Origin of the sequence: Chryseobacterium turcicum (assembly GCF_021010565.1) — a bacterium.
Taxonomy (GTDB): domain Bacteria; phylum Bacteroidota; class Bacteroidia; order Flavobacteriales; family Weeksellaceae; genus Chryseobacterium; species Chryseobacterium turcicum.
On the sequence record NZ_JAJNAY010000001.1, the window covers coordinates 178,549 to 195,976 of the forward strand.

The 17,428-nt window shown below is 33.1% G+C and carries 17 protein-coding genes and 2 tRNA genes; 8 read left to right on the plus strand and 11 right to left on the minus strand.

What is annotated here, in order from left to right:
* The first annotated feature begins 35 nt into the window (after window positions 1–35).
* From LO744_RS00890 to LO744_RS00900, 3 genes are all read left to right on the plus strand, one after another.
* The gene (locus LO744_RS00890) at window positions 36–1,280 is read left to right on the plus strand and encodes a bifunctional folylpolyglutamate synthase/dihydrofolate synthase (RefSeq protein WP_230666466.1); all 1,245 of its coding nucleotides are present in this window, start codon (window positions 36–38) and stop codon (window positions 1,278–1,280) included.
* Window positions 1,281–1,322: 42 nt separating this feature from the next.
* A tRNA-Val gene (locus LO744_RS00895) sits at window positions 1,323–1,397 on the plus strand.
* Between the two features lie 30 nt (window positions 1,398–1,427).
* Window positions 1,428–1,502 (plus strand) — tRNA-Val (locus LO744_RS00900).
* A 41-nt stretch (window positions 1,503–1,543) separates the two neighbouring features.
* On the opposite strand, the gene LO744_RS00905 is transcribed toward LO744_RS00900, so the two are convergent.
* The 5 genes from LO744_RS00905 to LO744_RS00925 all read right to left on the minus strand — a co-directional run bounded on the left by LO744_RS00905 (window position 1,544) and on the right by LO744_RS00925 (window position 5,265).
* Window positions 1,544–2,431, minus strand: coding sequence for a glycosyltransferase family 2 protein (locus LO744_RS00905; protein ID WP_230666468.1), 888 nt, complete (start codon window positions 2,429–2,431; stop codon window positions 1,544–1,546).
* A 4-nt stretch (window positions 2,432–2,435) separates the two neighbouring features.
* The gene (locus LO744_RS00910; protein WP_230666470.1) at window positions 2,436–3,401 is read right to left on the minus strand and encodes a glycosyltransferase family 9 protein; all 966 of its coding nucleotides are present in this window, start codon (window positions 3,399–3,401) and stop codon (window positions 2,436–2,438) included.
* Between the two features lie 2 nt (window positions 3,402–3,403).
* A complete protein-coding gene (locus LO744_RS00915) occupies window positions 3,404–3,823 on the minus strand; it encodes a SufE family protein (protein ID WP_230666472.1) in 420 nt (139 codons plus the stop codon).
* Between the two features lie 111 nt (window positions 3,824–3,934).
* On the minus strand, window positions 3,935–5,041 hold the full coding sequence (locus tag LO744_RS00920) for a glycosyltransferase (RefSeq protein WP_230666474.1): 1,107 nt from the start codon (window positions 5,039–5,041) through the stop codon (window positions 3,935–3,937).
* Window positions 5,041–5,265, minus strand: a complete 225-nt coding sequence (locus LO744_RS00925) for a uroporphyrinogen decarboxylase (RefSeq protein WP_230666476.1) — start codon at window positions 5,263–5,265, stop codon at window positions 5,041–5,043. Before LO744_RS00925 ends, LO744_RS00920 begins: the two co-directional genes overlap by 1 nt.
* 151 nt (window positions 5,266–5,416) lie before the next feature.
* Between LO744_RS00925 and LO744_RS00930 the strand changes: the two genes are divergently transcribed.
* Both LO744_RS00930 and LO744_RS00935 read left to right on the plus strand, forming a co-directional pair.
* Entirely contained in the window at window positions 5,417–7,948 is a 2,532-nt protein-coding gene (locus LO744_RS00930; protein WP_230670442.1) for an ATP-dependent Clp protease ATP-binding subunit, read from the plus strand.
* A 137-nt stretch (window positions 7,949–8,085) separates the two neighbouring features.
* Window positions 8,086–9,873 carry a T9SS type A sorting domain-containing protein gene (locus tag LO744_RS00935; protein ID WP_230666478.1) on the plus strand — a complete coding sequence of 596 codons (1,788 nt, stop codon included), beginning with the start codon at window positions 8,086–8,088 and terminating at the stop codon, window positions 9,871–9,873.
* A gap of 48 nt (window positions 9,874–9,921) precedes the next feature.
* Here LO744_RS00935 and LO744_RS00940 read toward each other — a convergent pair whose 3' ends face one another.
* The gene (locus tag LO744_RS00940) at window positions 9,922–10,449 is read right to left on the minus strand and encodes a hypothetical protein (RefSeq protein ID WP_230666480.1); all 528 of its coding nucleotides are present in this window, start codon (window positions 10,447–10,449) and stop codon (window positions 9,922–9,924) included.
* A 158-nt stretch (window positions 10,450–10,607) separates the two neighbouring features.
* Between LO744_RS00940 and mnmA the strand changes: the two genes are divergently transcribed.
* Together mnmA and LO744_RS00950 are read left to right on the plus strand one after the other, a co-directional pair.
* On the plus strand, window positions 10,608–11,795 hold the full coding sequence (gene mnmA, locus LO744_RS00945; protein ID WP_230666482.1) for a tRNA 2-thiouridine(34) synthase MnmA: 1,188 nt from the start codon (window positions 10,608–10,610) through the stop codon (window positions 11,793–11,795).
* Between the two features lie 226 nt (window positions 11,796–12,021).
* Window positions 12,022–12,225, plus strand: coding sequence for a hypothetical protein (locus tag LO744_RS00950; RefSeq protein WP_079463457.1), 204 nt, complete (start codon window positions 12,022–12,024; stop codon window positions 12,223–12,225).
* Between the two features lie 56 nt (window positions 12,226–12,281).
* Here the strand turns inward: LO744_RS00950 and LO744_RS00955 are convergent, their stop codons facing one another.
* From LO744_RS00955 to LO744_RS00965, 3 genes are all read right to left on the minus strand, one after another.
* Window positions 12,282–13,025: a LytR/AlgR family response regulator transcription factor gene (locus LO744_RS00955; protein WP_230666484.1), complete on the minus strand. Its 744-nt coding sequence runs from the start codon at window positions 13,023–13,025 to the stop codon at window positions 12,282–12,284.
* A gap of 64 nt (window positions 13,026–13,089) precedes the next feature.
* Window positions 13,090–13,362: a 2TM domain-containing protein gene (locus LO744_RS00960; RefSeq protein WP_230666486.1), complete on the minus strand. Its 273-nt coding sequence runs from the start codon at window positions 13,360–13,362 to the stop codon at window positions 13,090–13,092.
* Between the two features lie 23 nt (window positions 13,363–13,385).
* On the minus strand, window positions 13,386–13,682 hold the full coding sequence (locus LO744_RS00965; RefSeq protein ID WP_230666488.1) for a 2TM domain-containing protein: 297 nt from the start codon (window positions 13,680–13,682) through the stop codon (window positions 13,386–13,388).
* A gap of 209 nt (window positions 13,683–13,891) precedes the next feature.
* Between LO744_RS00965 and LO744_RS00970 the strand changes: the two genes are divergently transcribed.
* Window positions 13,892–15,715: a T9SS type A sorting domain-containing protein gene (locus LO744_RS00970; protein ID WP_230666490.1), complete on the plus strand. Its 1,824-nt coding sequence runs from the start codon at window positions 13,892–13,894 to the stop codon at window positions 15,713–15,715.
* Window positions 15,716–15,756: 41 nt separating this feature from the next.
* On the opposite strand, the gene LO744_RS00975 is transcribed toward LO744_RS00970, so the two are convergent.
* Entirely contained in the window at window positions 15,757–16,056 is a 300-nt protein-coding gene (locus LO744_RS00975; RefSeq protein ID WP_230666492.1) for a 2TM domain-containing protein, read from the minus strand.
* A gap of 5 nt (window positions 16,057–16,061) precedes the next feature.
* Window positions 16,062–17,375 (minus strand): 2TM domain-containing protein, encoded by a 1,314-nt coding sequence (locus tag LO744_RS00980; RefSeq protein WP_230666494.1) that lies wholly within the window; start codon window positions 17,373–17,375, stop codon window positions 16,062–16,064.
* Window positions 17,376–17,428 lie beyond the last annotated feature (53 nt).

Genomic DNA, 17,428 nt, shown 5'->3' on the forward strand with positions numbered 1-17,428 from the left:
TTTCATTTTAATGAAAGTTTTGAGAATTTTGTACCATGACAAACGCACAATATCAGGAAGCCGTAGAATGGCTTTTCGTTCAGGCGCCAAACTATCAAATAGATGGAGAGAAAGCGTACAAACCCGGACTTGAAAATATAACAAGACTCTGCGCTTTTTTTGATAATCCACAAGATAAAATAAAATGCATTCATATTGGCGGAACCAACGGAAAAGGGTCTACCAGCAACATGTTGTCTTCTGTTCTTCAGGAAGCAGGCTACAAAACTGGTTTGTACAATTCGCCACATCTTATTGACTTTACAGAACGTATAAAAGTTGACGGTAAAAACTGTGACAGAGAATTTGTCTACGATTTTATTTTAAAACTACAAAAACTTCCGGAAGATATCCTCCCTTCTTTTTTTGAATTTACGACCATTATGGCATTTGAATATTTTGCTCAGCAAAAAGTTGACTTTGCGATTATTGAAGTTGGTTTGGGCGGAAGATTAGATTCAACTAATATTATTAAACCTCTGATTACGGCAATTACGAATGTGCAACTCGACCATCAGAATATTCTTGGAGACACCATTGAAGAAATTGCCTATGAAAAAGCAGGAATTATAAAAGCTGACACCCCAATAGTTTTTGGAGACGATAATGAAACAGTAAAAAACATCATTAAAATCAAAGCAGCTAAAGAAAACGCTCCGTTTATTGATGCTACTTTATTAAAAACCGAGCTAAAATCTGATTTGAAAGGTAACTATCAAAATAAAAACATTAAAGTCGTTGTAGGCTTAATTGAAGGATTGAGAAAACTAAACTACCCTATCTCAGATGAAAATATTGAAAACGGACTTTTAACCGTTCATCAAAACACCGGATTTATCGGTCGTTGGTTTGAATTTTCCCAAAATCCTTTGACTATTTGCGATACAGGACACAATCAGGCCGGTTTAGAGTCTGTTTTTGAGCAGTTAAATTCTATTGAAAAACACAAGCATATCGTTTTAGGTTTTGTGAATGACAAAAAAATAGATGATGTAATGACTCTACTTCCTGAAAATTCTAAATTTTATTTTGCAAAACCATCCATCAACAGAGGAAGACATCCTAAAGATTATGAAGATTTGTTGATTGACGCAAAAATTTTTTATAAAATTTTTGATTCGGTACAAGAAGCCTATCTTTCTGCAAAACAACAATGTACAAAAGAAGAAATGATTTTTATTGGTGGAAGCAACTTTGTTGTTGGAGATTTTTTAGAAAAAAATTTGGAGAATTGCGAATAAGTCGTATATTTGCACCACTCTAAACAACGATAACGTTGCAAGGGGCGATTAGCTCAGTTGGTTCAGAGCATCTGGTTTACACCCAGAGGGTCGGGGGTTCGAATCCCTCATCGCCCACAAAGGTTCCTAAAACCTTTAAAAAATTTAGGGCTCTTAGCTCAGTTGGTTCAGAGCATCTGGTTTACACCCAGAGGGTCGGGGGTTCGAATCCCTCAGGGCCCACAAAAACTCTCAGATTTTTCTGAGAGTTTTTTATTTTACTATTATCTCATTTTTTGCAGAAGCAAAGTCAGTTTGTAAATATCTAAATATTTTACATTCGGATTCTCAGACAGTAAATTTTTGAGAATTATCTTTTTAACTAATCCTTTATATAAAAAAATAAAAAGTTTAGAAAAACCAAGATTCTTTATTTTTCTTGCCATCCTCAACACTTTAATATCCTTAATATAATTTTCATTTTCCACGAGTTGAGAAAGCTGAAACAAAGAATTCATAGCAGTTTCTGTTTTAGATAAGAAAACCTCATTGGGAGTATCGTCAACATGAATTACAGGATTGTTTATTGCTGAAAATTTTACATGATTCAGTTCCATTTTTTTGGCAAAAACATAATCTTCGTAACCATAATTGGCTAAAGTTTCATCAAATTGAAATTTTATAAAAGTATCTCTCTGAATAATAAAATTGACTGTTTTAAAAACAGAAAAATCTGAGGTTCGGTCACCAGAAAAAATTTCTCTTTCTACAGAATATTTGTTTCGTAACGTTTTTGAATAAGCAGAATCTATTTTGAAATTACCGTAAATAACTTCTACTCCCCTATTCTGCTCTATTTCCTGTAAATAATTTTTAAGAAAATCAGTGGTATCGATTTTAGCATCACAGTCCAAAAAAAGCAGATAATCTCCTTTTGTATGCTTTAAAAATAAATTTCTAATCTTAGATCTTCCAATATTTTTATCGAGGAAAATAAACTGATTTGCGTAAACTGAAGCTTCTTTGTAGATTTCATTGAAATGATTGTCTGAAGCATCATCAATAAGGATAATTTCGGCTTCTATTTGATGCGTTTGAATTTCTTTTCGAAGAGCAGCAACCAGATTCCTTATATCAAAATTATAAACCGGAATACACACAGAAATCTTCATTCTGCTATATTTTTTCTATAATCTGTTGCACATTAATTTCCTCCAGACACGCCCAATCGCCACGGTAACATTCTTTATCACCAAAAACCGAACAAGGCCTACACGTAAGGTCATTAATCTGAACAACATCATTTTCGCTTTGTCCGAAACCTAAAAATCCGGCATACGGATGAGTTGACCCCCAAACCGAAATACAACGAGTTCCTACAATACTGGCTAAATGCATATTAGCTGAATCCATAGAAATCATTACTTCAAGTTGAGAAATCCTGTTCAGTTCTTCTGAAAGATTAAGTTTTCCTGCTAAACTTTGAGTATTTGGGATTTGTCTTTCCCAGCTTTCAAGAGTTTCGGTTTCTTTTTTTCCTCCTCCGAAAAAGTAAATGGTATGTTTTTCTGCTAAAATTTTTACAAGCTCAAAAGATTTTTCCAAAGGAAGCATTTTTCCTGTATGTTGAGCAAAAGGTGCAAAACCAATTCCCAATTTCTGAGTAAATTTTGGTCTTAACTGATGTGAAAGCTCAACCTTAAACCCCATGTCACGAAAAACATCCGCATAGCGTTCTACTGTTCTTTTAAGTTGAATTTTATCTAAATTCCAAATATCAGTCAGGTTTTCTTTTTCCTCTTTCCCTTTGTTGATTTTAAAAACCTTTAAACCTTTTCTTACATAAAATTTATTTAATATTTTAGAACGGATAACATCGTGTAAATCAGCAATATAATCTGGATTATAGCGCTTTAATAATTCTTTTCCCAATCGTCTTATTCCAAAAAAACCTTTATACTCATCAAGGTCAATCCCATGGAATATAACATTCGGAATATCAGCAAATAAGCTCTCAAAATTATTTCGTGAAACTATTACAATTTCAACGTCAGGGTTTTGTTCTAAAAACTCACGGAAAACAGGCACTGTCATAGCGACATCACCAAAGGCGGAAAAACGGTATGCTAAAATTCTGGTCACAACTAAGATTTCAGTTGATATGCGACTGCATAAAATTTAATTTGCTTTGTCATCGCCATCAATCCATTAGCTCTGGAAGGCGACAAAAACTCTTGTAGCCCGATTTCAGAAATAAATTCAAAATCAGAATCCAGGATTTCTTGGGTAGAATGACCGCTGTAGATGCTTACCAGTAAAGAAACGATTCCTTTTGGAAGAATTCCGTCTGAATCTGCATTGAAAAATAATTTTCCATCTTTAAATTCAGCATCAATCCACACCTTACTTTGACAACCTTTAATCAAATTTTCATCGATTTTTTTATCTTCTGAAAGTCCTTTCAGCTCTTTACCCAAATCTATGATATACTCATATTTCTGCTCCCAATCTTCAAGAAAAGCAAATTCGTCGATTATTTCCTGCTGTTTTTCTTTAATAGTCATTCTAAACAATTAATTTCCGCAAAGATAACCAATTTTAAAAAGATGATTAAGCATGAAGATTTATTTGTAATGATTTTAAACGCCAAACTAAACCGATTTTTTTTAGCTTAATCAAAGAAATTTTTGAGATGCTTTTTCAAAAACCTCAAGCAATTTTACTTCTTCATTTTCCCAGCAAAGAATATTTGCCGATTTTTCAAGCTCATTTTGATAATTTTTTCTGCCTTTATCTAAAACTTTTTGAATTGCCAAGGCTATACTTTTGGGTTGATGATTTTCAATAATCTCACCTACATCAAACTGTTTTTTAATATTCAACATTTCCGGAAGACCTGACATAATCAAAGGAACTCGCGCCTGAATACAATCTAAAACCTTATTTGGAAGTGAATAAAGGTAACTTTCGCCCCCATTTTCTTCAATACTCATCCCAATATCTGCCGTAACCGTAATTTTTCTTAAATCTTCGGGCAATAATTTTCCTAAAAACTGAACTTTATTCTGAAGATTTTCTTTGATAACTAAATCTTCATATTCTTTTTTCATGGGGCCGTCGCCTGCAATTTTAAAAATAACATTTTCGAGATGATGCATCGCCAAAATAGCCTTATCAATTCCCCGAAAAGGGTTAAGCGCACCTTGATACAAAAGTATTTTTGGATTATTTTCTGGAATTTCTATTGAAAAATCAATTTTTCTTGGCGCATTCTGTACCACAACAGGCTCAATTCCATATTTATTCTGAAACCAACTTGCATAACTTTTACTTGCCGTAATCATGAATTTTAAATTCGGAACAATTTTATTCTGAAGATAACGCCATAATTTCTGAGACATTTTTCCTTGAACAGCGGGCATTTCAGAGAAAATTTCATGACTGTCGAATACTAAAGGAATATTTAATTTTTTAGCTAAAAGATAATTGGGTAATAAAGCATCCAAATCATTGGCAAGAAGAATCGTATGCTGATTTGCTTTTTCATAGAGTTGCCAATAAAGCAGCCAATTAAACTCAAAATAAGCAGTCTTTAAAGTTTTAGAAAGAATATTTATTCTCGAAAAAGGATAAGGACGTATCATTGCCTCTTTCCCACCCCAGTCGTTACCTATCAATTCAATTTCATAGCCATTTTCATGAAGTGTTTTACAAACTTTTTCAATTCTTTGGTCGGTATAAAGGTTACTGAATGCAGAAATTAATATTTTTTTTCGAGTCATTATTTCTTTTTTGCAATCAGTAAATGATACACCTGCACAAAACAAATAATTCCGTTGGGAATAATAACCGGCCAGAGCATTCCGCTGAAAATTCCGTAGATAACAAAACAGAAGCAGCCAATAAAATTAACAATCCTAATTTTTCTTAAATCTTTAAGAATAAAACTCAAAACGATAAAAATTGAAGCGGCGTAACCAATGTATGTAGCAATCTCAGTACTCATGAGGAAAATTTAATGATAACAAACTTAGTCATTTTCAATAAGATAAAAAATATTTTTCTGCCATAAAGTCATTAATTGTTTTTTGGTAAAATATTTGTAATTTAGTTATTGAATATAAAGCAATTCTGCTTTTATTCTAATGAGATACATTATGGATTATAAGTTTTCACAAGGTTTGAGCCAAGTGTTCAAGCAAAGCAAAAATGAAGCTAAGCGGCTGAAAAGTGAATTTCTTAATACAGAACATCTACTTTTAGGTATTATAAAAACAGAAAACTCTGCAAAAGAAATCCTTCAAGGGCTTAATGCCGATTTAACACAGATTAGAAGAAAAATTGAAACTCTAAATACAGCAAGTCTAAATCCTATTTCTGAGGAAGTTACCAATATTTCATTCACCAAAATGGCAGATCATTCCATTAAGCGTGCAGAGTTAGAATGCAGACAATATAAAAGCAACGAGATCAATACCGTTCACTTGCTTTTGGGCATTTTATATAAATATGAGGATCCTACGTCAAGTATTTTGGGAGCTTACGACATTGACTATGAAGGAGTTTCAAGAGAATATCAAACAATGCTTAAAAATTCGGGACAGACGCCTCAGAATTCAGCTTACGATGATGATGACGATAAAGAAGAATTTGAGCAGATGAGAAAACCTACAGGAAACTTGGGTTCTTCGAAAAGTAAAACTCCAACCTTAGATAATTTTGGTAGAGACCTTACTTCTTTGGCAAGAGACGGAAAGCTAGACCCTGTAATCGGTCGTGAGAAAGAGATTGAAAGAGTTTCTCAGATTTTATCAAGAAGAAAGAAAAACAATCCGTTGTTGATTGGTGAGCCTGGTGTTGGTAAATCTGCCATCGCTGAAGGTTTGGCTTTAAGAATTCAACAGAAGAAAGTTTCTAGAGTTCTTTTTGGTAAAAGAGTGATCACTTTAGATTTGGCAAGTTTAGTTGCCGGAACAAAATACCGTGGTCAATTTGAAGAGAGAATGAAAGCCATCATGACGGAACTTGAAAAAAACCGTGATGTCATTTTATTCATTGACGAGCTACACACCATTGTTGGTGCAGGAAGCTCTACAGGAAGTTTAGATGCTTCGAATATGTTTAAACCGGCTTTAGCAAGAGGTGAAATTCAATGTATTGGTGCGACAACTCTTGATGAATACCGTCAGTATATTGAAAAAGATGGCGCTTTAGAAAGAAGATTCCAAAAAGTAATGGTGGAGCCTACTTCTATTGATGAAACGATTCAGATTTTGAATCAAATCAAAGATAAATATGAAGAGCACCATAATGTTGTCTACACTGAAGAAGCTATTTTGGCGTGTGTCAATCTGACAGCAAGATATATTACAGATCGTTTCTTACCAGATAAAGCGATTGATGCAATGGATGAAGCAGGATCTCGTGTTTACATCAAAAACATGAAAGTTCCTACTGCCATCATCGATTTTGAAAAGAAAATTGAAGACATCAAAGAATTAAAACAAAAAGCTGTAAAAGCTCAGGATTATCTGGAAGCAAGAAAGCTGAAAGATGAAGAAGAGCGTTTGCAAATGGAGCTTAATTCTGCTCAGGACCAATGGGATAAAGATGTAAAAGAGAAAAAAGAAATCGTATCTGAAGAAAGTGTTGCCGAAGTAGTTTCTATGATGAGCGGTGTTCCTGTAACGAAAGTTGGGAAAAACGAGCTTGATAAATTAGCCGGAATGGATGCCAATCTAAACGGAAAAGTTATCGGTCAGGAAGACGCTGTGAAAAAAGTAGTAAAAGCGATCCAAAGAAACAGAGCCGGATTAAAAGATCCAAACAGACCTATTGGAACATTTATTTTCTTAGGAACAACAGGTGTTGGTAAAACGGAACTTGCAAAAGTAATGGCAAGAGAACTCTTTGATTCTGACGAAGCATTGATCAGAATTGATATGAGTGAATATATGGAGAAATTTGCTGTCTCAAGATTGGTTGGTGCGCCTCCAGGATACGTTGGTTACGAAGAAGGTGGTCAATTAACTGAAGCAGTAAGAAGAAAGCCTTATGCAGTTGTTCTTTTAGATGAGATTGAAAAAGCGCATCCTGATGTATTTAATATCTTGTTGCAAATCTTAGATGAAGGTCATGTAACGGACAGTTTAGGGAGAAAAATCGACTTTAGAAATACAATCATCATTCTTACCTCAAACATCGGAACAAGAGATATTAAAGACTTTGGTGACGGTGTAGGTTTTGGAACGAATGCTAAGAAAACCAGTTCAGACTCAAGAACGAGAAGTACGATTGAAAATGCACTTAAAAAAGCATTTGCTCCGGAATTCTTAAACAGAATTGATGATATTGTCATCTTCAACTCTCTTCAGAGAGCTGATATTTCTAAAATTATCGACATCGAATTGGGTAAATTGTATTCTAGACTTGAAAAACTAGGTTATAAAGTAGATTTAACTACCGAGGCCAAAGATTTCATCTCTGAGAAAGGTTGGGACAAAGACTTTGGCGCAAGACCATTGAAGAGAGCTATCCAGAAGTATATTGAAGATTTATTGGCAGAAATGCTGGTTAACAAACAATTAACTGAAGGTGAAACAGTAACTTTAGATGTAAATGAAGCTAAAGATGCCTTAGAAGGAAAAACTTCAAAGCCCAAAAAACCGGCTGAGAAGTCACAATCTTAAAATAATTAACTTATTATAAATGAAAGCATTGGGAATTTCCCGGTGCTTTTTGTTTTTATAACAATTCATTATGATAATTCACAACTGTTTGTATATTTGTATAAACCTTTAATAATCATAAAAATATAAAGTTGAAGATGAGACCAAAAAATCTACTATTTATCTTATTCTCCTCAAGTCTTTTTGCACAGAGTTTTAATTACGAAAGAGAATGGGCTACATATTTCGGAGGGACTAACACCTATCTTACAGGAATTTATGAAGACAACTCATCTAATATCTCCGCAGATGTCATCACTACTTATCTAAATCCTACCGGAGGAAGTACTCCTGTTTCATATTATAATCAGTTTGTAACTTCTGGAAATCAAACATATATAGGCAACAATCCTAATAATTTATATGGGAAATTTTCATCTCCAGGAAACCTTTTACAAGCAGAATATAAAATATATTATTTGCCCACATCAAGGCAAGCCACCTATTTTAGAGATAATCTTGGAAACAGATATGATATTGAACATAACATTACTGCTTATACAGCACTTCCATCGGGAGTATGGCTACCCAACAATAACGAGTCAACTGATGTAATTTTTGCTAAATACGACGCCAATAATAATCTTTTATGGAAAACCTACATTCCCGGCACCGGAGATTTTCACAATTTTGAAGTAGACAGCAACGGAAATATTTATATCGTAGGTTATACTAAATGGCAGACCTTGGCAGATTTTGGCACTTTTCAACCGGATTTTAAAACTGTTTATGATGCCTCTGGGATACTTTTATCCAATACCTATATTCTAAAATTAAATCCTCAGGGTCAAAAATTATGGGCAACATACACGCCTTCCAGTTCAATAACCGGGATAACAGTTTACGAGAATAATCTTTATATTATTGGAAACAATGATTTAAATACAACAGAAGCAACATTATCCACTCCCAACACTTTTCAAATTGCAAAAGCAGGACAGTTTATTTCAAAAATTGACGGAATGACCGGACAAAGAATTTGGGGAACTTATTATGGTACACCAGGAAATATGATTGATGCAGGTCTTTCTGATATAAAAGCCGACGAAACTGGGGTATACGTAACAGGAATGACTTTTGGTATAATGGGTGATAGTTATTATGCTACAGAAGGAGCCTATAAATCTCAGACAGCCGATGGCTTTGATATGTTTATTACAAAATTTAATCTTACAGGAAACAGAGTTTGGAGCACCTACATAGGAACTAATGGTTACGATTCTTACTCCGGAGACAGAGGACTTGATGTAAAAAACGGCAAATTGCTTTTTACAGGATTACATCAGGGAAATTATAATATTGCAACCGCTGGAGCTTTTATCAGCACAAAACCTAATCCCAATAGCGAGGATTTATTTTTTGGCACTCTAGATACCAATACTGGAAATCCAGATTTTATTTCTTATTACGGAGGTACTACAACTAATCCTTTGGAAGGTGCTGATGTGAGGTGTAGCTTTTCAAAATCATCCAACGGATTTTACCTGTATGGATCAACATATCGAAACAACGGTTTTACATCACCAAATGGTTATCAGCAGGGAATTATATATCCACAGGGAGTTACAATGGGGCGTTCCGGATATGTTGCCAAGTTCAATCCAAAACTTCTCTCTACCTCTGAAGTAAATTCGTCTGAAGATTTTGTCCTCTATAACAATCCAAATAACGGAAATTTCAGTTTAAAAGGCTCTGTATTAAATAAAGAACCACATATTATCAGTATTCACGATATGTCTGGAAGGTTAATTTATACTAGAACTTTTCAAAAAAGCAAAGAAGAGCATTTTAACCTTGAAAATCAACTTTCTAAAGGAAATTACATTCTATCAATAAAAAAGTCAGATAAAACTTTAGTAAAAAGCTTCAAATTAATAATTAAATAGTAAAGCAAAAGCATCAGAAAAATCTGATGCTTTTTTTATTTAAATCTATTAAAGTCCCACCACAAAACCTACACTAGGAATTAATCCGCCAGAAAAAACACTGCTGTTTTCTTTATACAAGACATTGTACATCAAACCAATTTGCATGAAAGAATTATTCCCGATTTGCTGCATATAACCACCACCTAAATACAAGGCAGTTTCCTGCTGATTATTTTTGTAATCGTAATATTTATCTTCATAATTGATGAAAAAATGCTGCATGCTTCCACTTACATAGAAAGACCTTGCAAAATAATAATTTACAAAAGGGCCAAAACCAAACATCGTAGACTTATAAAAATCTGACGTTTGCCATGATACACTTCCTACCAAACCGGCTTCTAAATCGTTTGTTAAGCGATACCCGACTCTTGGAGCAACTTGTAGATTAAAGTAAGAATTGCTTCCAAAACCTACGCCTAAACCGCCTCCGAAAGTCCATTTATTGGGTTCAGCGGTTGGTTTTCCTACTGCAATTTGAGAAAATGATAATCCGGAAATAAGAATCATTGAAGAAATAAATAGCTTTTTCATATTAAATATTTTTTTTTGTGAAATTTATCAAATATCATTTTGGTGATACTATCGTTTTTATCGATGTATAAAATTATCATTTTTTTTGTGAATAGTATTATTGTAATTTTGCCGCTCAACTAAGAACTCCCGTTAAGAGTTTCGTAAAATTGAAATATATGAAAGTAGTAGTAGGCCTCTCTGGAGGTGTAGATTCGAGTGTTACCGCATATTTGCTACAACAGCAAGGTCATGAAGTAGTCGCTCTTTTTATGAGAAACTGGAACGACGCATCGGTAACTTTAGAAGATGAATGTCCGTGGATTGAGGATAGTAATGATGCTTTAATGGTTGCTCAAAAACTGGGAATTCCTTTTCAGGTAATCGATATGAGCGAGCTTTATAAAGAACGTATCGTTGATTATATGTTTGAAGAATATCAGAAAGGAAGAACTCCAAATCCTGATGTTTTGTGCAACAGAGAGGTAAAATTTGATGTTTTTATGAAGACGGCAATGTCTTTAGGTGCCGATAAAGTGGCTACAGGACATTACGCAAGAGTAGATTCTACTTTTGACGAAAACGGAAAAGAAATCTTTCATTTGTTAGCAGGAAAAGACAATAATAAAGATCAGTCGTATTTTCTTTGTCAGCTGAATCAGGAACAATTATCTAAAGCCTTGTTTCCTATTGGTGAACTGACGAAGCCTGAAGTAAGAGAAATTGCTCGAGAAATGGAATTGGTAACCGCTGATAAAAAAGATTCTCAGGGACTTTGTTTTATCGGAAAAGTAAGCCTTCCACAGTTTTTACAACAACAATTGGTTCCTAAAGAAGGTGAAATTGTAGAAATTTTCAAAGACTCTCCCCTTTTCGCAGCAGAAACTCCAAGTTTTTCAACTAAAGAAGAAGAATTAGAATTTTTAAGCCAGAAAATCAATTATAAAAAAGCCGACGGAAAAGTGATTGGAAAGCATCAAGGTGCCCAATTTTTCACAATCGGACAAAGTAAAGGGCTAGGAATCGGCGGACATAAAGAAAGTTGTTTTATCGTATCGAGAGACATGGAAAACAATATTATTTTCGTTGGTGAAGGTCACAGCTTCCCAGGATTGCATAAAAAAGCGCTGAAAATTGATAATTCTGAACTGCATTGGGTACGTGAAGATCTAAGATTAAAAAATGGTGAATCGATGGAAGTAATGGCGAGATTCCGTTACAGACAAGAGCTTCAGAAAGCAACGATTTATCAGTTTGAAAATAGTTTTTTTGTAGAATTTGAGAAGCCTCAATCTGCGATTGCAGAAGGACAGTTTGCAGCTTGGTATATCGATGAAGAACTTTTAGGAAGCGGCGTGATTTCGTAATTTAGTCCTGAATTTTAAGATATTATTTTTAACGCAAAGATTTTAATTTTTAAGCTTATTATTTTAAAGAGCAAAAAGTGGCGACAGGTCGCTGATGAAGCTTGAATAAAACGAGTGCCTTATAAAAAAGGACATTATTTGTCAAAATCAAACTTTGGAAAAGTTTTTTGTAACATATTTCAGATTATACTACTTACTCAGTATAAAACAATTAAAAATATACATTATGAAAACGACTTTAAAAAATCAGTATGCTTACGTTAATCAAATTTTAATCGCAGTAGTATCTGCAACTTTAGGCTACAACCTTTATCAGGAAATTGTACATCCCGAAAATTCAAGATTAACATTAAGTATTATCTTGGTAGTTTTAACTTATATTATGGTTGAAAAATACGGTTATAAACCAGAAAAGGAAATTCAGAAATAATGATAAATATAGAGGTTTGAAGAGATTCAAACCTCTATTATTTTTAATTCTCCTCATTAATTAACCAGCCATTCTTTAAAATCTTTTACCCTTTCACGACTCACCGTAATTTCTTCTTTTGGCTGAAAATTGAGCTCCACTTTATAATTGGGTGACGTATGAATATTTTTAATGTAATCTGAATTCACAATAAACTGCCTGTTGACACGGAAAAACTTCTTATCATCAAGCACATCAGTCAATTCATCTAAAGTAAATTCTGAAGAATAAACCCGATCCTGAGTCTGCAGATAAACAATTTTATTTTCACTGAAAAAGCAGCTTATTTCTGGTGTTTGTACAATTTTTAGATTATAACCAATCTTTACCAAAATTCTCGAAAGTATTGTTTTTTCCTTTTTTATTAATTGCTTAATTTCTTGTGAATTCACCAACAGATCTGAAGGTAAAAATGATTTGAATTTTTCGATTGCTCCGGCAAGATCTTCTTCCATAATAGGTTTTAAAAGATAATCAATACTGTTGAGTTTAAAAGCCTTCAATGTGTACTGATCAAACGCCGTGGTATAAATAATAAAAGCTTTAGTAGAAACTTTCTCAAAAATATCAAACGATAGACCATCTCCCAAGACAATGTCTGAAAAAATAAGTTGCGGATGCTCATTTTCTGCAAACCAATTCACCGCTTCTTCTACAGATTCAAGGTTGGCAACCAATTGCAAATCAGGAAAAAGACTCAACATTCTTTCCAGTTTTCTTGCTGCCGGTTTTTCGTCTTCGATGATGACTGTTTTAATCATTTTTTGGTTTTAGTTTAATTTTAAATAAAAATAATTAAATCTTTCCTTTATCACAAAAGGGATGTTAAAAATCTACTGGTTTTTTATTTTTTCTAAGTTCTTCTTCCATAATTTTATTTTCCCATTCAGCATCAAAAGCAAAAAGATTAACCGCTTTTATGCCTAAAATGATTGCCCAAATAATCAGAATAATTGATACATGAAAAACATGATCTGTTCCCGAATATTTTATAAAATGTCTGATAGTAATAAATCCGGAAACGATAAAAAACCACATACAGTTTTTATAAAATGATTTTAAATCTTTCACTCTTTTTTGTGCGCTATTATAGTCCATTTTATTAATTTTCAAAGGGTTAATCACAATGATTTCAAGTTTTTTCTATCCTCCTCCATCAATTCTTGTATTTTTTTCTCTTCCCAATTTTTACCGATTCCAAAAGTGTTTACTGCATGGATGGTAAGCCCCAAACCCCATCCCAACATTGGCCAGTAAAACCATAAATATTCAGGTGATGTTAAAAGATTTACAATCAATAAAAAAGGAATAACCATACAATAAGAAGTAAGATTACCATAGAAACCTTTTAGATCTTTTACTCTTTTTGCTGCTTTTCTGTACGCTAAATTTTCTTTGTTTAATGATAAATTTTCCATGATTTTTTATTTTTTAAATTAATATTTATTTGTTTTCTTGAGACAAATGTAGAACAGATTACTGCATCAAATCAATTTAATATGACCGAGCTGTAGAATTTAATAACTGAACTGTAAAAATGAAATATGAACAGATTAATAAACAAAAATTATTAAATCACATTTAGAAGATTTTTATATATTTACACCACCATCAAACGAGAATATATATGAAACAAACATTACTAAAAATAACCAGTATTTTATTATTTACAATTTCATTAAATTCAGTTTCAGCACAGGAATACGAAAGAATTTGGGGAACGTATTTTGGTCCTGCAGGTAGTGATATTACAGGGGATTATGCTCCTCAGGGAATTATTCTCGATTCTCAAAAAAATATGCACTTAAAAGGGGATGTTTTCTCTAATAGTCAATATACTGCTTCTTACTATAATCAATTTGTTATTGCCGGAGGTGGAAATTATTATACCTCAACAAACCAAATAAATAATGGTTTTAGTACCCGAATTACACCTACAGGAGCGGTTGATTATTTTGGTTATCATGCTTACCATGCCACTGCATTTAATCAGGACCTCGAATTATTAATGGCAATTGACAATCAAGACAACAAAGTTTACAGATATTTGGGAGCTTCAACATCTACTATCAATCCAACAACAGGTACATGGTTACAGTCAAATCCTCAAACGTCTTTGAAGCAAATGCTCGTGAAAAAATCACCCAACGGATCGATACTCTGGGCAACATATTTACCTGATGATACTTTCTATGCTAATGTGATAACAGATTCTGCCGGAAATATTTACATTACAGGATCAACCATTCAGCAAAATATAAGCACACCGGGTGTTTTTCAGGAAGATTTTGATGTAATTTATTCTCAAGGAAATATTCAGAGAAATTATTATTTAACTAAACTAAATTCAAATGGAGAGCTCATCTGGTCAACCTATTTTCCTACCGGAATCATTTCTATGAAGTATTATGACGGTGCACTGTACATGATAACAACAACCAATACCAATCAATCACTCAATACAATAGCTACTACAGGAGCATTTCAAACAAATACTTCAACTTTTTCTATCACAAAAATAAACGCTCACAACGGACAAAGAGTATGGGGAACGTATTATGGTCCTTCAATAGGAACATCTCTTAGTTTTTTATATGATTTGTCTGTAAATGAAACGGGAATCTATATTGCAGGTACCGATTATAATTGGAACAACTCCCATTTTTTTGCAACACAGAATGCTTATAAAACACAGGTAACAGGTGGTTCAGATTTATTTCTTTCTAAATTTTCGCATAATGGAAATAGAGTTTGGAGTACTTATTTTGGAGGAAATGGTGATGATTTAAATATTTTCGATAAAGTAATTGATCTCAACGGACATGAAATATTCATCTCAGGAATTACAATGGGATCAACAGATAATATTGCTACTCCGGGATCTTATCAAAGCGCGCCTCAAAGTTTAGCCAGTAATATGACCAATAATTTCTTTGCTAAATTTAATTCTTCAGGAAATTTAGATTGGTGTTCTTACTATGGGGGAAGTTCAACAAATACTCCTTATCTGAAATCTATCAATGTAAAATATGATAATAATTCTTTGTTTCTTTTCGGAAATACCAATTCTAACGTTGGCTATACAACAGAAGGAGCTTTTATGCCCTATAGAAACCCAAGTACAACAACAGAAAACACAGGCTATATTGCAAGATTAAATAATAAAAACGAGCTATCTCTTGAAGAATCGAATACTAAAAAAGACTTGATTTTGTACAACAATCCAAATAACGGAAAATTTAGTATTTCCGGAAGTATCTTACACAATGAATCATGCTCCATCGCAATTTATGATATGTCTGGAAAGCTTATCGTTAAAACGAATTTGGACCGTAAAAAAGAACACCAATTTGATTTACAAAGTCTTTTAACCTCAGGAAATTATTTAGTACAAGTGAATAATCAAAAAGGAGAAAAACTCCAAGTATTCAAAATGACCGTAAAAAAGTAATTTAATGACTAAAAAAGCCAGCATTTTTCAATGCTGGCTTTCTATTTATTTTTATCCATTAACTCTTTGATTTTCTTTTCTTCCCATTTTTTGGCAAAGTTAAATCTGGGCAGAAAAACAAATAATGCATGAGCCAAAAGACCTACACCCCAAAATGCAGCTGTAATGAAATTTTTAAACTGAAAATAACTCTCATTTGGTTTTAAATTAATGTAATTATAATAAACAATCAAAAGGTTTACAGCTACATAAGAAAATAAATGTCCGTAGAAACCCCTCAATCTTTCTACCTGTCTTTTTGCCTGTTGATAATTGATATCATTTTCGTCAAATTTTTCCATTGTTTCTATTTTTTCTGTTTATCCATAATTTCCTGGATCTTTTTTTCCTGCCAAGATGTCCCGATTCCAAATACCTGAAAAGCATGAGAAGCCACACCCACACCCCATCCTAAAAGCGGCCACCAAAACCAATAATAATGATTTTGAGTATAAATGTTTACAAAAATAAGGAAAGGAATAACCGTGCAGTAGGAAATAAGATTTCCATAAAAACCTTTAATTTCTTTTACTCTTTTCTTTGCTCTTTCGTAAGCTTTATCTTGGCTTTTTGTATCGAAGCTTGCCGGATTTCGTTTTTCAGATAATATCGGAAGTTTTACTTTAAAATAATCTTCAGATTTTTCTATAAAAACATTCTTTTTCGTCAATAAAGAATATCGCTGAACAATATTCGCCAAACCAATCCCTGCGCTTTCTTTAAGCTGCTCTCTTACCTGCAAATTGTTTTCTATGCACAAAGTATCATTTTCAGAAAAAACCTTAATTAATAAGGGTTTTGAAGATGTTGCGAAGTTGTGTTTAATACTATTTTCTAATAACAATTGAAGCGAAAGAGGAACTACAAACCTTCGCATGTCTTCTTTTTTAACATTAAATTCGAAATTTACGCTGTCTTCAAAGCGTGTTTTCAGCAATTGACAGTAGATTTTTGCAAATTCAATCTCATCTTCTACGGTAACCAATTCTTTATCCTTTTGTTCTAAAACATATCGGTAAATCTTTGACATTGAAGCGGTAAACTTCTGAGCCTGGCTAGGATTTTCGTCTATTAACGAGCTTAAAACATTTAAAGAATTAAACAAAAAATGCGGATCGAGCTGATTTTTAAGACTTTCAAATTGTGCATTGGCAGATTTTGCAATCAACTTCTGCTCTACCACTTCTTTTTTAGAAGATTTTTTAAGCTCTTCCATAAAGCCTTTTGCATGAAGAAAAGCCGAAATCAATAAAGCAACATTGATCATAAACCAATTGATGAAATTGTATTTTCCGGAGAAAAACACTTCCGCTGTAGCCGCCTTTTGAATCACCACAACATTGATATAATTACAGAAATACACCAAAATAAAATTGGCAATAAGAATTGAAACAATGCTTAAAATTGCTCTTTTCGTTGTCGCTTCAGACCACGGAAATTTTTTGTTGAGTAAATCATTAATCAAGCCATTTCCGATTCCTATTACAAAAGAATACATCGCCGAAATAAGCAAGGTTAGCGAAAAATTCTCGATATTTTTTTCTTCTGTAGAAAGGAAAAAGAAAATCAGAGAGGTTACCAGAGACACCCAAAATAAAATGATAAAATCTTTACGTTTCATTGGTCAATTTATGTTTCAAAAGTAGTTTTTAGTTATCAATAATAGTATATGAT

What these genes read in the sequence shown, in the direction of transcription:
- LO744_RS00980 (WP_230666494.1), bottom strand. Translation starts at nt 17,375, where the DNA reads ATGAAACGTAAAGATTTTATCATTTTATTTTGGGTGTCTCTGGTAACC.
- mnmA (WP_230666482.1), top strand. Translation starts at nt 10,608, where the DNA reads ATGAAAGTAGTAGTAGGCCTCTCTGGAGGTGTAGATTCGAGTGTTACC.
- LO744_RS00890 (WP_230666466.1), top strand. Translation starts at nt 36, where the DNA reads ATGACAAACGCACAATATCAGGAAGCCGTAGAATGGCTTTTCGTTCAG.
- LO744_RS00935 (WP_230666478.1), top strand. Translation starts at nt 8,086, where the DNA reads ATGAGACCAAAAAATCTACTATTTATCTTATTCTCCTCAAGTCTTTTT.
- LO744_RS00920 (WP_230666474.1), bottom strand. Translation starts at nt 5,041, where the DNA reads ATGACTCGAAAAAAAATATTAATTTCTGCATTCAGTAACCTTTATACC.
- LO744_RS00950 (WP_079463457.1), top strand. Translation starts at nt 12,022, where the DNA reads ATGAAAACGACTTTAAAAAATCAGTATGCTTACGTTAATCAAATTTTA.
- LO744_RS00925 (WP_230666476.1), bottom strand. Translation starts at nt 5,265, where the DNA reads ATGAGTACTGAGATTGCTACATACATTGGTTACGCCGCTTCAATTTTT.
- LO744_RS00930 (WP_230670442.1), top strand. Translation starts at nt 5,417, where the DNA reads ATGGATTATAAGTTTTCACAAGGTTTGAGCCAAGTGTTCAAGCAAAGC.
- LO744_RS00905 (WP_230666468.1), bottom strand. Translation starts at nt 2,431, where the DNA reads ATGAAGATTTCTGTGTGTATTCCGGTTTATAATTTTGATATAAGGAAT.
- LO744_RS00915 (WP_230666472.1), bottom strand. Translation starts at nt 3,823, where the DNA reads ATGACTATTAAAGAAAAACAGCAGGAAATAATCGACGAATTTGCTTTT.
- LO744_RS00960 (WP_230666486.1), bottom strand. Translation starts at nt 13,362, where the DNA reads ATGGACTATAATAGCGCACAAAAAAGAGTGAAAGATTTAAAATCATTT.
- LO744_RS00975 (WP_230666492.1), bottom strand. Translation starts at nt 16,056, where the DNA reads ATGGAAAAATTTGACGAAAATGATATCAATTATCAACAGGCAAAAAGA.
- LO744_RS00955 (WP_230666484.1), bottom strand. Translation starts at nt 13,025, where the DNA reads ATGATTAAAACAGTCATCATCGAAGACGAAAAACCGGCAGCAAGAAAA.
- LO744_RS00940 (WP_230666480.1), bottom strand. Translation starts at nt 10,449, where the DNA reads ATGAAAAAGCTATTTATTTCTTCAATGATTCTTATTTCCGGATTATCA.
- LO744_RS00970 (WP_230666490.1), top strand. Translation starts at nt 13,892, where the DNA reads ATGAAACAAACATTACTAAAAATAACCAGTATTTTATTATTTACAATT.
- LO744_RS00965 (WP_230666488.1), bottom strand. Translation starts at nt 13,682, where the DNA reads ATGGAAAATTTATCATTAAACAAAGAAAATTTAGCGTACAGAAAAGCA.